This is a genomic window from Cellulomonas sp. McL0606 (assembly GCF_058248365.1).
Genome location: NZ_CM177779.1, coordinates 3,913,241 through 3,925,642, shown reverse-complemented (window position 1 = coordinate 3,925,642; position 12,402 = coordinate 3,913,241). Strand labels below are relative to the sequence as shown.

Below are 12,402 nucleotides of genomic sequence, written 5' to 3'. Positions count from 1 at the left end.
TGTGCCGTTCTCGCCGGGTGCAGCGCGTTCCCGTCCTCGCCGACGAGCGTCCCCGCGCTACCGTGACTAACGTCGCACGTGGAGGGCGAGGTGAGCAGCGATGACGCTGGAGCCCGTGAGGTCGTGTCGGTCGACATCCCCGTTCCGCTGGCGACCGTGTGGCCGTACGTGCGTGAGCCGCAGCTGGTCCACCGATGGTTCGGCTGGGACTACGACGGCCTGGACGACGAGATCCGCTCGATCTTCGCCGCCGAACCCCTCGAGGCGCACGACGTCATCGGCGAGGCGACCATCCACACCCTCACCTGGCCGCACCACGACGTCCTGACGGCCCGGTCGACGGTCTCGCTGCCGGGGCACACCCGCCTGTCGGTCACGCGCCGCAGCCACCAGGGCGTGTCCACCTTCGACGGCATTCGCGACGAGGTCGACGAGGGCTGGATCGCGTTCGTGCACCAGCTCGCGTTCGCCGTCACCGTGCACCCGGGCGAGGAGCGTCGGACGTTGTCGGCGTTCGGCCTGGATGCGGGCACCCCTGGCGACCGCCTGCTCGACAACGCGGGGATCGCCGGCATCCGCAGCGTCCCGGTCGGTGGTCACGTGCAGGCCCGCCGCCCGGACGGCACGCTGCTCGGTGGCACCATCGACTACATGACCCCGATGCAGTTCGGGCTGCGGCTGCACGGGATCAGCGCCATCTACTTCGTCATCATGGAGACGCCCGCTGCGGCATCCCCGCCGCACGGCACCGTCAACGCGATCCTGTCCACGTACGGTCTCGACGACGGCACGTTCGCCGAGGTCCGCGACCGGTGGGACCACTGGTGGGCGGCGTCGATGCCGCGAGCCGCTGCGACCTCCTGAGGCTTCCTGCCACTCGCCCGAGCCGCCCGCCGGGCGGAAGCCGAGCTCCACGTTGATCGCGAGCATGTGGGTGTTCTCCTCGGCGTTCCACGTGCCGACGCGACGGACCAGCGGAAGTTCCGCCGCCAGTCGTTGTGCGTTGGCCGCCTTGACGAGCATGCCGAGGTGGCGACCGCGATGCTCCCGCAGGACCAGGGTGTCGTGCTGGTGCACGAACTCGTCGAGGTGCGAGACGGTCATGAACTCGGTGAACGCGACGAGGGTGTGCGTCGGGACGTGCTCGGCGGCCATCACCAGCATCCCGAGCCCGCGCTCCTCGTACTGCCGCTCGACGGCGCGGATCCGCTCGCCGTCCCAGACATCCTCACCCAGGTCCAGCCCTCCGACCGGTGCGTCCGTGCTCATCCGCGTAGCGAGCAGGGCGTAGTCGTCCAGCCACTCGTCGGGGCAGTGGTGCGCCCACGAGACGAGCCGGTAGTCGGGTCCGGCGTGCTCGGCCGCCCGCAGTCCCAGGCCCCCGACCCGGTCCGCGTCGAAGGGAAGGTCGAACTGCGAGAACCGGGCGACCTGTGCCAGCTCGTACCCGTGCTTCGTCGCGAAGCGCGAGGCGGCCGCCGTGGCCAGGACGCGACCCTCGCCGGTGGACGGCGCGATGGTGTCGGGCCCGTGCGGGGGCTCGATCCGCTGGTCGGTCGAGACCTGGAACGTGTCGCGGCCGGCCGCTTCGCCTCGCGCCACGGCGGCATCGTGCAGGGCCGATCCGACGCCCCGGCCACGATGCTCGGGCCGAACTCCGAGCTCCATCGCCACCAGGTGCGTGTTGTCGTGGAGCGTCATGTTCAGGGCTGCGTAACCGAGGACGCGGGCTGGATCGGCGCCGTCGCCGCTGCCGTCCTCGTCGACCGCGACCAGGCGGATCTTGCGGACGTGGGCCTGGTCGTGCAGCGCGCCCAGGATCTCGTGCGTCGTCCGGTCGAAGTCGTGCGTCCCCCAGCTGTCCAGCAGCACGGCGTTGGTCGCCTGCACCAGTCCGTGCAGCAACCAGGCATCGGGGGAGGTCGTGCTCTCCAGCGCCGGGATCTCGCGAACCGACCACGCGGTCATTCGGACACCCTCCCGCCGACGCTGTCGTTGGTCGACCCATTTTCGTGTCGGGTGTCCGCTAGCATAAGTTCGGGCAGCCGAACTTCTTGGGGAGCAGATGCGCAGCACCGCGGCCGACGTCGAGCGGGCTCCCGCGCCCCCGGGCGCTCGCCGGTTCGCGTTCCTGCTCGGGCCCGCGTTCGTCGCCGCGATCGCCTATGTCGACCCAGGCAACGTCGCCGCCAACCTGACCGCCGGCGCTCGGTACGGCTACCTGCTGCTCTGGGTGCTCGTCGTCGCCAATGCGATGGCCGTGCTCGTCCAGTACCAGTCCGCAAAGCTGGGCCTGGTCACCGGCCAGTCGCTCCCCGGCCTGCTGGGCCAGCGGCTGCGACGAGGGCCGCGGCTGGCCTTCTGGGCGCAGGCGGAGCTCGTCGCCGCCGCCACCGACATCGCCGAGGTGGTGGGTGGGGCGATCGCGCTCAACCTGCTCTTCGGCGTGCCGCTGCCGCTCGGGGGCCTGATCGTCGGCGTCGTCTCGCTGCTCCTGCTGCTCACCCAGAACCGGTACGGCCAGTCACGTTTCGAGCTGGTGATCGTCGGCCTGCTGGCGATCATCGCGATCGGGTTCCTGGCCGGGCTGTTCGTGGTTCCGCCCGACACGCGCGGCGTCCTGTCCGGTCTGGTCCCGAGGTTCGACGGCCCGGGCTCCGTGCTGCTGGCCGCTTCGATGCTGGGCGCGACGGTCATGCCGCACGCGATCTACGTCCACTCGGCCCTCGCCCGCGACCGGCACGGCAGCCGGGCCGACATCCCGCGCGTGCTGCGGGCCACCCGCTGGGACGTCGGCTTCGCGCTCGCGATCGCGGGCGTCGTCAACATCGGACTCCTGCTGCTGGCCGCGTCGGCGCTGCGCGGCGTGCCCGGTACCGACGCGATCCCCGGTGCCTACCAGGCGATCGTCGCCGCCCTCGGGGTCGGCATCGGCGTCGCGTTCGCCATCGGGCTGCTCGCCTCGGGCCTCGCCTCGACCTCGGTGGGTGCGTACGCCGGCGCGACGATCATGGAGGGCCTCCTGCACCGGCGGGTCCCCCTGATCGCGCGCCGCGCCGTCACGCTCATCCCCGCTCTGCTGCTGCTGGCGCTCGGCGCCGACCCGACCTGGACCCTGGTGATCTCGCAGGTGGTCCTCTCGTTCGGCATCCCGTTCGCCGTCATCCCGCTCGTCCGCCTCACCCGCTCGGCAGGCGTCATGGGCGCCTACCGCAACGGCCCGCGCCTGCACGCCACCCTGCTGGTGGTGGTCGGCCTGGTGGTCACCCTCAACCTGACCCTGATCGTGCTGCTGACCCTCACCTGACCGGCACCCATCCCCGCCCCACCCCGCCCACCCCCGCCCCACCCCCGCCGAGAACGGCAGTCCGTCACGAGAACGGCAGTTCACAGTGCCGTTCTCGTGCACAACTGCCGTTCTCGACGTGGGCCGGCGTCACCAGACCAGCTCGCGGCGGGGGGTCAGGGCATTCGTTACCGCCGCCGGGAGGTACGCGGACACCCGTTCCGTGAGGGAGAACCGCTCGTTGATGTCGGCGCTCGTGACCCGTGCGATCCGCCAGTCGGCCTCGACGATGGCGTCGTGCCGACGCTTCTCCCGCATCAGCGCGTCCGGATCGGCGTACTTGGAGCGCCCGTCGTACTCGATGATCACGCGCCACTGCGCCCAACCCAGGTCACCCCAGAACGTTCCGAGCCGCGTCTCGACGGGTACCTGGGTCTGGGGTACCGGGAACCCGGCCCTCAGGAGGAGGAACCTGCATGCGGTCTCGTAGGGCGACTCGGCGCCGGCATCGGCGAGCTCGACCAGTGCTCGCCCGCGGGCGACACCGCGCCGGCCCGCCGAGCACAGGACCCTGGAGCGCAGGTCCTCGATGTCGAGACCGGCATGCAGTGCGGCATCGACCACGACGAGGGCGCTCAGGGGCCGGAGCGTCACCGCGCAGTCCCAGGCGGTGCGGCCCATCGACGTCGCCCGTACGCCGTCAAGGTCCACGAGGTCGTCGGCGACCGGCCATGGGACGTGGCGCTCGACGTCCTTGTCGCGTCGGCTGCTGGGCGAGCGGGGCTGATAGATGTGAGTCTCTGGGCCGATCCGCCACACGGGCAGGCCGTGCAGCAGCGCCGCCGACGTGTGACTGAAGCAGTGGGCGCCCTTGAGCCGGCGGTGCAGGCCGGCGATCCGCGCGAGCGCGTCGGCGTGGTTGCCGGTCGGTGCGCTCGTCGGAACGTAGACGCCTCTGCCGACCTTCCTCCACTGTTCGGTCCTCGTGCGTGCAGCGACGGCGTAGCCCGGCAGGTCCGCGGCGAGGTGAACGGTCGGCGGTGCTGGTCGTGCCGTCGGCGAGAGCGGCGCGTCGGGGCGTCTGGGCATGCCGAGATCGTCGCCTCTGCAGCCCCCGCCCGGACGCCCAGCGCCCCGATGGGTGAGTAACCCCGGGCTCGGCGGGGCGGTGGTCGCGTCGACGGCGCCGCGAGAACGGCAGTTCGTCGCGAGAACGGCACTTTGAACTGCCGTTGTCGTGACGGAGTGCCGTTCTCGCGGCCTGAGGGGGGAGGGTCAGGGGCGTGGGGGGGCCGTCAGTGCCGCTAGGCGGGATTGGAGGTGGGTGCGTTCGGTCGGGTTGGTGACCAGGGTGAGGGCTTCGCGGTAGGCCGTGGCTGCGGCGGTGGGGTTGCCCACGCGGACCAGGAGCTCGGCACGGACGGCCGGGACGCGGTGGTGCCGGGGCAGGAGCGCGTCGAGACCGTCGAGGAGCAGGAGCCCGGCGGACGGACCCGACGCCTCGGCGACCGCGACCGCACGGGCCAGCCGGACCACGGGCGAGCCGGTGAGGCGTTCCAACTGTAGGTACAGGCCGGCGATGACGTCCCAGCGGGTGTCCTCGGCCGTCGCGGCGGTGGCGTGCTCGGCGGCGATGAGCGCCTGGAGGCGGTACTCCTCGGCGAGGCGCGTGACGACGGCGGCCGTCGACGGGTCGATGCCGTCGGCGTCAGCGTCAGGGGCGGCGTCGTCCGCTCGCGCCGACAGCGGGACCGACTCCAGCAGGGCGACGCCCTCGGCGATCTCCGCCCGGTGCCAGCGCGAGCGGTCCTGGTCGGGCAGCAGGATCAGCGTCCCGTCGGGCGCGAGGCGCGTGTCGCGGCGGGAGTGCTGCAGGAGCAGGAGCGCGAGCAGGGCGCGGACCACCGGCCGGTCGGGCAGCAGGGAGTCGAGGACGCGCAGGAGCCGGATGGCCTCGTCGCCGAGGTCGACGCGCAGTGCGACGTCGCCGGCGCCGGGGTGGTAGCCCGAGGTGAAGGCCAGGTACACGACGGTCGCGACGACGTCGAGGCGCTCGTCCAGGCGGGCCGCGGGCGGCGTCGCGAACGGGATGCCGGACGAGGCCAGCCGCTTCTTGGCGCGGGTCAGCCGGGCGGCCATGGCGGTCTCCTGGACCAGCAGGAGCCGGGCGATCTCGGTGGTCGTCAGGCCGACGACGAACCGCAGCGTCAGGGCGACGCGGTCGTCGGGCGCGATCGCGGGGTGGCAGCAGGCGAAGATCAGCCGGAGCTGCTCGTCGGCGACGTGCGCGCCGGGGTCGACGACGGCCGCGGCCGCGGCGCGCATCTCGTCGTCGACCACCATCAGCGGTTCCTTTCGGCGGTGGACCGCCTCGGAACGGAGCCGGTCGAGGACGCGGCGACGCGCCGCGGTGAGCAGCCAGGCGCCGGTGTTCGTCGGCACACCGTCCACGGGCCAGTGCCGAGCCGCGGCCTCGAACGCGTCGGAGACGGCGTCCTCGGCCAGGTCAGGCCGGGCGTACTGACCGATCAGCAGCCCGATCAGGCGCGACCAGGAGGCCTGCCACGCGTCGGCGAGGGCGCGGGAGGCCGCCTCCTGGGGCGACAGCGAGGTCGACGGGTCGTCGAAGACCGTCACGTCACCTCCGCGGGACGCACCTCGAAGGTCCCGACCGGCGGCAGAGCGTCGAGGACCTCGTCCAGCGACACGGCATCGACCAGCGAGAACCCCGACAGCGCCGCGGCGGCCCCGTCGAAACCCGAGGAGTGCACGGCCCCGTCGACGACGAGCGTCCCGGTCTCCGGCGGTGCCAGGAGCACGTCGGCGGGTGCGAAGTCCCCGAACGCCAGCACGACGAACCTCACTCGAACCACTCGCGGTCGGTCGGCCGGATCTCCACGGTCTCGGCGTTCACCACCAGGGGCCCGACGGCCGCGGTCAGCTCGTCCAGCGACGGGCCAGACACCAGGTAGAAGCCGCCGACCTGCTCGACGGTCTCGCTGTACGGGCCGTCGGTGACGGCGAGGCCGCCCCGGCCGTCCGGGCGCAACGAGCGTGCCCGGCCGGCCGGAGCCAGCGGTGCGGTGCTGTGGATCGGCCACCCGCAGTCGCGGCACAGCGCCTGGAACGCGGTGTGCGCGGCCTCCTGGACCTCCAGCTCCGCGGTCGTGAACGCACGGTCCTCGGCGCGGTGCAGCAGCACCATGTACTCGGTCATGACCCAACCCTTCGCGAGACGACGATGCCCGGATGACGGCGCAGGGCGCCCGGGATCGACATCTCGCGGTCGGCCGGTCTCACGAGTTCGGGATGACCCGCCGCAGCTCGACGCCGCCGCCGCCGTCGGTCACCAGGATCTCGGCGGTGAGCTGCGCGAGACCGCGCGGGTCGTCCGTCTCGAAGGCGTAGTAGCCGCCCATGAACTCGGCGGTCTCGGTGTAGGGCCCCTCGGTCACCTCGACGGCGCCGGTCTCGGAGCGGCGGGCCGACAGCGAGCTGGCGGTGAAGTCGAGCTGCTCGCCCCCGAGAATCTTGTAGCCACGCTCGGCGCACGCGGCCGCGTAGGCGCCGTGCTCGGCCATGATCTGCGCCTTGAGCTCCGGCGTCGCCGAGGACCAGAACCCCTCGTCGCCGTACAGCAGCACCATCCACGTTGCGGTCATCGCTGGTCTCCTCGGGTGTGGGGGCCTCCCATACTGTGCCCCGTCGGGGGGGATGACGCGCGAGGGTTCGGGAAATCGACATCGGGACGCCGATCGCTGAGCCGGAGACAACTGCCGTGCGCCGTCGGCCGGGGCTGGTCATGATCGTCGTGTCCGTTCGTCGACCAGCGATGCGCCGCGAGGCGCCCGAGCGACCGAGGTTGCGATGCTCCGAGTCACCATCATGAGCGTGTTCGTGGACGACCAGCAGAAGGCGCAGGACTTCTATACGGGCGTCCTCGGGTTCACGACGAGGCACGACGTGCCGCTGGGCGACGCGCGCTGGTTGACGGTCGTGTCGCCGGCCGCGCCCGACGGGGTCGAGATCCTCCTCGAACCGAGCGGCCACCGGGCGGTGGGTCCGTTCAGGACCGCACTGTTCGACGACGGCATCCCCTTCGCGTCGTTCGGCGTGGACGACGTGCAGGCCGAGTTCGAGCGGTTGTCCGCCGTGGGCGTGCGGTTCGTGCGGGACCCGACGCCGATGGGCCCGGTGACCACCGCGGTGTTCGACGACACCTGTGGGAACCTCATCCAGATCATGCAGGCGCCCGCCCGATGAGGCGTGCCGTGGTGACCGGCGGCGGGACCGGGATCGGGCTTGCCGTGGCGCGGCGGTTGCTGGCGGGCGGCGACGAGGTGGTGATCGTCGGTCGGCGGCGCGACGTCCTCGAGCGCGCGGCCGCCGGGTCGATGGCCGTCGAGGTGGCCGACCTGCAGGAGCCCGACGAGGTCCAGGCGCTCGCGGACCGGCTCGGCGCGGTCGACGTGCTGGTCCTCAACGCGGGGGGCTCGCTGACCCCGGAGGGGCCCGGGCTGGCGGCCACCGCGCAGGTCTGGCTCGACGAGTTCCGGCTGAACGTGCTGACCACGGTGCTGCTGGGCGAGGCCCTGCTGCCGCGGATGAGCCGGCCCGGGGGACGGATCGTCGCGCTCAGCTCGGTGGCCGCCCTGCGCGGCGCGGGCTCGTACGGTGCCGCGAAGGCCGCGATCAACTCCTGGGTCACGGGCACGGCCGGTGAGGTGGCCGCCGACGGCATCACCGTGAACGCCGTCGCGCCCGGCTTCGTCCCGGACACGGAGTTCTGGGAGGGCCGGCTCGACGACGCGGAGCGGGCTCGTCGCGTCGCCCGCATCCCCGCCGGCCGTCCGGGGACGGTCGAGGAGGTGGCGGCCGCGGTCGCGTACCTGGCGTCACCCGATGCGGGCTGGACGACGGGTCAGGTGCTGGCGGTGCACGGGGGTGCGGTCCTGGCGCGGCTGTGACGCTCCGACGAGCGATGTATCGATAGGGCTTGTCAAAGTTCTATCAACGATATATCGTTACGAACATCCGGTGGAGAGCAACACCTCCCGGACGCCGCAGAGCCCGACGCGATCCCCGCACCGGCCGCGGCGCCCCTGGGCCGACCAGGCCCGGGCACCGACATCGTTCGAGGAGAACCGACCATGCGACACACCCACAATGAATCTGATCCTCGCGGCCGTCAGCGCCGCGGCGACTTCCCGAGCGCTCCGTACGGCGAGGGCTTCGACCCGCGCCGCGGCGCCTTCCACCCCCACGGCGAGCACCCGCACGGCGGCGGCCCGCGCGGCCCCCGCGGCTTCGGCGGCCCCGGCTTCGGCCCCGGCGGCTTCGGCCCCGGCGGACGCGGGCCCGGCCGACGTGCCGGTCGCGGCGACATCCGCGCCGCCGTCCTGCTCCTGCTGAACGAGCAGCCGATGCACGGCTACCAGCTCATCCAGGAGATCGGCCAGCGGTCGGGCGGCCAGTGGCGGCCGAGCCCGGGCGCCATCTACCCGGCGCTCAACCTGCTCGAGGACGAGGGCCTGGTGGCCATCACCGCCGAGTCCGGCCGCAAGATGGCGCGGCTCACCGATGCCGGCACGGCGTACGTCGCCGAGAACGCCGAGCAGCTGGGCAGCCCGTTCGAGGACGGCGCCAGCCGGCCGACCTCCCCAGGTCGCAGCCTGCGGGGCGCGCTCGAGGCTTTGGCCGCGGCCGCCCAGCAGGTGGTCCGCTCGGGCACCGACGACCAGGCCACCCAGGCACTGGCCGTCCTGGAGCACTCGCGCCGGGACCTCTACCTGATCCTGGCGGGCGCCCCGGCGCCGACGACGCCGGCGGATGCCCCGGTCGAGGACGCCTGACCGCCTGAGCTCCACACCGGCGCCGAGCGCGTGAGAAGGACTCACGCGCTCGGCGCCGTGCTGTGCGGTCGGAGCGACCGCGCGCCGCGGTGGCGACGCGACTCCGTCACCGTCCACGCGTACGCGATCGCCACCACCACGGCCAGCCCCGCGAGCGGGGGCAACGCGGCCATGATCGGCACGAGAACGAGCGCGGTCGCGGCACCGAGCAGTCGGAACGTCGGCATCCGCCGGGTCGCCGAGAGCACGAGCACGGCGGTCCCGACGAGGTACACGGCCACCCCGCCGGCCAGCGCGGCGGCACCGAAGAAGCCGAACGCCTCCGACGAGCCGACGTCCGCCATCGCCTCCTCCACGCCGAGGGCCGTCACGACGACGCCGGCGATGAGCACGTAGTGCAGGTAGGTGTAGGCGAGCGTCGCGTAGGTGGCGCGCGGTATGCCCTCGAGGCGCGCCAGGGCGTGCTCGGCGTGCTCGGCGCTGCCCAGGAAGTAGGCCCACCACAGCACCAGCGCGAGTGCGATGCACAGGACGGCACCCGCGATCACGGGCACGCTGACGGGCAGGTGCGAGGCGCCCACGCCGATCGCGACGACGGACTCGCCCAGCGCCAGGATGACGACGAGCCCGTACCGCTCGGCCCAGTGCGACGGAGAGTGCAACCGCCAGTCACCGCCCCAGCCGGTCAGCAGCGTCAGCACGACGTCCCACAGCAGCGCGCCGAGCCAGATCCACGTCTGCGCGGGCTGCCCGACCAGCGCGCCGACCAGCAGCAGGGCGACCGACGGCAGCATCGCGACGTACTGCGTCCGCAGCACCTGGCGTTGCAGGTCCCGGTCGTCGGCGCCGGCGATCAGGTACAACGCACTGTGCACGAGTCGTACAACGGCGTACGCGACGACCAGCACGAGGGGCCCGTCGAGGCCGCCGGGCAGGTCCTTGAACGCCTCGGGAACGGCGAGGGTGGCGACGAAGATCGTGGCCATCGCGACCGACATCCCGGCGCGCAGGACGCCCTGGTCGGCGGGCGACTGGTTGGCCAGCCAGCTGTACGAGGTCCACGTCCACCACAGCAGCGCGAGCACGATCAGCGCCTGGAGCACCCCGAGCGCGGAGTGCGTCTCGGCCATCAGGTGGCTGACCTGCGTGAACGCGTAGACGTAGACCAGGTCGAAGAACAGCTCGAACGTGGTGACGCGGTGCTGCTCGTCGGACGTCCGCAGGCGTGGGATCACCCGCCCACCCTGCCGGACAGGACCCCGCCGGGGCGAGGGTGTCACCGCACCGGTGGGAGCGGCATCGCGAACCGGGCGTGGACGCCGGGCGAGTACAGGACCGACTCCGGGGGCCCGGTCACCGGGATGCCCGCGGCCGCGACCAGCTCGTCGTCGAGGGACGTCAACGATGCCCGGCGCAGCGGCCAGGTCTCGTGGTCGTTGGGGACGAACCGCGTGCGGCCACCGATCACGGTGTGCATGCCCCAGCGCGCGGTCAGGAAGTCGGCCAGGGTGTCGTGCTCGACCGGGTCGGACGACGGTCGGACCACGATGTGTGACGAAGGACGTGCGCCGGTCAGCCGGGTCGAGCGGTAGTCGAGCGTGTCACCGACCCGGTCCAGCGACATGCGGGCCCACTGGTAGGGCACGTTCATGAAGGTTCGGGCACCGAGCACGGTCAGCGCCCGGGATGCCTCGAGCGACCGGAACAGCACCCCCCGCCGACCGTCGTCGTCGACCGTGTACAGCCGCACGTTGATCTCGGGGAAGTCGCCGATGTACGGCAGCGCCGGTCCGGGGACCACGCGGAACCGGGCCATCCAGAACGCGACGAGCCCGACCCACGACGAGCCGTCGAGCTCGTCCGGACGCGTCCCGGCGGGGAAGAACCGCGCGATCCGGTCGGACGGCACGCGCCAGTGCAGGATGCTCACCCGCTGCCACTGCTGCGTGAGGATCACCCGCCCGGTGAGCGGCGGCGCGACGGGCCGGATGGGATCCACGGCCCCCATCCTGACGTCTGCGCGCGCACCTCGTCAGGCGGGGCCAGCCGCGAGGCTGCGCTCCCGGTCGGATCGTCCCTCTCGCGTCGAGATCGTGAGGTGGCGACGAAGTCGTGGGCTGCAGCTGACGACTTCGTCGCCAAGTCACGAGTTCGGCGGCGGGATGGGTGGGACGGGAGCAGGTCAGGGGGTCGGGATCGTCGACGTGTCGATGACGAAGCGGTAGCGGACGTCGCTCGCCACGACGCGCTCGTAGGCCGTGTCGACGTCGTCGGCCGTGATGGTCTCGACCAGCGACGCGATGCCGTGAGCCGCGCAGAAGTCGAGCATCTCCTGGGTCTGGCGGATTCCGCCGATGTTCGACCCGGAGATCGACCGGCGCCCGCCGGTGAGCGAGAAGACGCTGAACGACTGCTTGTTCTCGGGCAGGCCGACGAACACCAGCGATCCCTCGAACGCGAGCAGGCGCAGGTAGGCGTCGAGGTCGAGGTCGGCCGAGACGGTGCTGATGATGAGGTCGAACGTCCCGCGCAGAGCGGAGAACGTGGCCGGGTCGCTCGTCGCGTAGTAGTGGTCGGCGCCCAGTGCGCGGCCGTCGGCCTCCTTCGACAGCGACTGGCTGAGCACCGTCACCTCGGCGCCGAGCGCGTGCGCGAGCTGCACTCCCATGTGCCCGAGACCGCCCATGCCGACGATGGCGACGCGGCGCCCCGGACCGGCGCCCCAGTTCTTCAGCGGGGAGTAGAGCGTGATGCCGGCGCACAGCAGGGGCGCGGCGACGTCCAGGGCGAGCTCCGACGGGATGTGCAGGACGTAGTTCTCGTCGACGACGATCTGCGTCGAGTAGCCGCCGTAGGTGACCTCGCCGTTGTACTGCCGGCCGTTGTACGTGCCGACCATGCCGCGCTCGCAGAACTGCTCCTCGCCGGCCAGGCAGCGTGCGCACTCGCGGCAGGAGTCGACGAAGCAGCCGACGCCGACGCGGTCGCCGACGGCGCGCTTGGTCACGGCGGACCCGACCGCGCTGACGACGCCGGCGATCTCGTGGCCGGGGACCATCGGGAAGATCGCGGAGCCCCACTCGGCGCGCGCCTGGTGGATGTCGGAGTGGCAGATGCCCGCGTAGGCGATGTCGATGAGCACGTCGTGCTCGCCCAGGGAGCGGCGTTCGATGGTGCCGCGTTCGAACGTCGCGCCGGCGGACGGGGCGAGCAGGGCGGGGACGGTCAGGGGCACAGGTGTCTCCTCGAGACGACGGTGGGAGG

The 12,402-nt window shown here is 72.4% G+C and carries 13 protein-coding genes; 4 read left to right on the top strand and 9 right to left on the bottom strand.

Annotated elements, in window-relative coordinates:
- Nucleotides 1–66 precede the first annotated feature (66 nt).
- Complete coding sequence (locus tag AC38ZX_RS20115) at nucleotides 67–2,076, bottom strand: GNAT family N-acetyltransferase (RefSeq protein ID WP_491295655.1); 2,010 nt, start codon at nucleotides 2,074–2,076, stop codon at nucleotides 67–69.
- Between AC38ZX_RS20115 and AC38ZX_RS20110 the strand changes: the two genes are divergently transcribed.
- Nucleotides 2,066–3,307, top strand: coding sequence for an Nramp family divalent metal transporter (locus AC38ZX_RS20110; RefSeq protein ID WP_491295654.1), 1,242 nt, complete (start codon nucleotides 2,066–2,068; stop codon nucleotides 3,305–3,307). The two genes, AC38ZX_RS20115 and AC38ZX_RS20110, sit on opposite strands and share 11 nt — an antisense overlap.
- A 129-nt stretch (nucleotides 3,308–3,436) precedes the next feature.
- Here AC38ZX_RS20110 and AC38ZX_RS20105 read toward each other — a convergent pair whose 3' ends face one another.
- The 5 genes from AC38ZX_RS20105 to AC38ZX_RS20085 form a co-directional block, all read right to left on the bottom strand.
- Entirely contained in the window at nucleotides 3,437–4,375 is a 939-nt protein-coding gene (locus tag AC38ZX_RS20105) for a hypothetical protein (protein WP_491295653.1), read from the bottom strand.
- Nucleotides 4,376–4,561: 186 nt separating this feature from the next.
- Nucleotides 4,562–5,923 (bottom strand): RNA polymerase sigma factor, encoded by a 1,362-nt coding sequence (locus AC38ZX_RS20100; RefSeq protein ID WP_491295652.1) that lies wholly within the window; start codon nucleotides 5,921–5,923, stop codon nucleotides 4,562–4,564.
- The gene (locus AC38ZX_RS20095; protein ID WP_491295651.1) at nucleotides 5,920–6,138 is read right to left on the bottom strand and encodes a YciI family protein; all 219 of its coding nucleotides are present in this window, start codon (nucleotides 6,136–6,138) and stop codon (nucleotides 5,920–5,922) included. Before AC38ZX_RS20095 ends, AC38ZX_RS20100 begins: the two co-directional genes overlap by 4 nt.
- Nucleotides 6,139–6,146: 8 nt before the next feature.
- Nucleotides 6,147–6,503: a YciI family protein gene (locus tag AC38ZX_RS20090; protein ID WP_491295650.1), complete on the bottom strand. Its 357-nt coding sequence runs from the start codon at nucleotides 6,501–6,503 to the stop codon at nucleotides 6,147–6,149.
- Nucleotides 6,504–6,582: 79 nt separating this feature from the next.
- Nucleotides 6,583–6,948 (bottom strand): YciI family protein, encoded by a 366-nt coding sequence (locus tag AC38ZX_RS20085; protein WP_426593532.1) that lies wholly within the window; start codon nucleotides 6,946–6,948, stop codon nucleotides 6,583–6,585.
- Nucleotides 6,949–7,153: 205 nt separating this feature from the next.
- On the opposite strand from AC38ZX_RS20085, the gene AC38ZX_RS20080 reads away from it, so the two are divergent.
- From AC38ZX_RS20080 to AC38ZX_RS20070, 3 genes are all read left to right on the top strand, one after another.
- Nucleotides 7,154–7,549, top strand: a complete 396-nt coding sequence (locus AC38ZX_RS20080) for a VOC family protein (protein WP_491295649.1) — start codon at nucleotides 7,154–7,156, stop codon at nucleotides 7,547–7,549.
- Nucleotides 7,546–8,253, top strand: coding sequence for an SDR family NAD(P)-dependent oxidoreductase (locus tag AC38ZX_RS20075; RefSeq protein WP_491295648.1), 708 nt, complete (start codon nucleotides 7,546–7,548; stop codon nucleotides 8,251–8,253). The genes AC38ZX_RS20080 and AC38ZX_RS20075 overlap by 4 nt, the downstream gene beginning before the upstream one ends.
- 183 nt (nucleotides 8,254–8,436) lie before the next feature.
- Nucleotides 8,437–9,138 (top strand): PadR family transcriptional regulator, encoded by a 702-nt coding sequence (locus AC38ZX_RS20070; protein WP_491295647.1) that lies wholly within the window; start codon nucleotides 8,437–8,439, stop codon nucleotides 9,136–9,138.
- A 41-nt stretch (nucleotides 9,139–9,179) separates the two neighbouring features.
- Here the strand turns inward: AC38ZX_RS20070 and AC38ZX_RS20065 are convergent, their stop codons facing one another.
- From AC38ZX_RS20065 to AC38ZX_RS20055, 3 genes are all read right to left on the bottom strand, one after another.
- On the bottom strand, nucleotides 9,180–10,373 hold the full coding sequence (locus AC38ZX_RS20065; RefSeq protein WP_491295646.1) for a low temperature requirement protein A: 1,194 nt from the start codon (nucleotides 10,371–10,373) through the stop codon (nucleotides 9,180–9,182).
- Between the two features lie 41 nt (nucleotides 10,374–10,414).
- Entirely contained in the window at nucleotides 10,415–11,146 is a 732-nt protein-coding gene (locus tag AC38ZX_RS20060) for a YqjF family protein (RefSeq protein ID WP_491295645.1), read from the bottom strand.
- Between the two features lie 174 nt (nucleotides 11,147–11,320).
- Nucleotides 11,321–12,373: an NAD(P)-dependent alcohol dehydrogenase gene (locus AC38ZX_RS20055; RefSeq protein WP_426593524.1), complete on the bottom strand. Its 1,053-nt coding sequence runs from the start codon at nucleotides 12,371–12,373 to the stop codon at nucleotides 11,321–11,323.
- Between the last annotated feature and the right edge of the window lie 29 nt (nucleotides 12,374–12,402).

Coding starts and splice junctions, on each gene's coding strand:
- AC38ZX_RS20105 (WP_491295653.1), bottom strand. CDS start 4,375: ATGCCCAGACGCCCCGACGCGCCGCTCTCGCCGACGGCACGACCAGCA.
- AC38ZX_RS20060 (WP_491295645.1), bottom strand. CDS start 11,146: ATGGGGGCCGTGGATCCCATCCGGCCCGTCGCGCCGCCGCTCACCGGG.
- AC38ZX_RS20110 (WP_491295654.1), top strand. CDS start 2,066: ATGCGCAGCACCGCGGCCGACGTCGAGCGGGCTCCCGCGCCCCCGGGC.
- AC38ZX_RS20085 (WP_426593532.1), bottom strand. CDS start 6,948: ATGACCGCAACGTGGATGGTGCTGCTGTACGGCGACGAGGGGTTCTGG.
- AC38ZX_RS20080 (WP_491295649.1), top strand. CDS start 7,154: ATGCTCCGAGTCACCATCATGAGCGTGTTCGTGGACGACCAGCAGAAG.
- AC38ZX_RS20070 (WP_491295647.1), top strand. CDS start 8,437: ATGCGACACACCCACAATGAATCTGATCCTCGCGGCCGTCAGCGCCGC.
- AC38ZX_RS20090 (WP_491295650.1), bottom strand. CDS start 6,503: ATGACCGAGTACATGGTGCTGCTGCACCGCGCCGAGGACCGTGCGTTC.
- AC38ZX_RS20075 (WP_491295648.1), top strand. CDS start 7,546: ATGAGGCGTGCCGTGGTGACCGGCGGCGGGACCGGGATCGGGCTTGCC.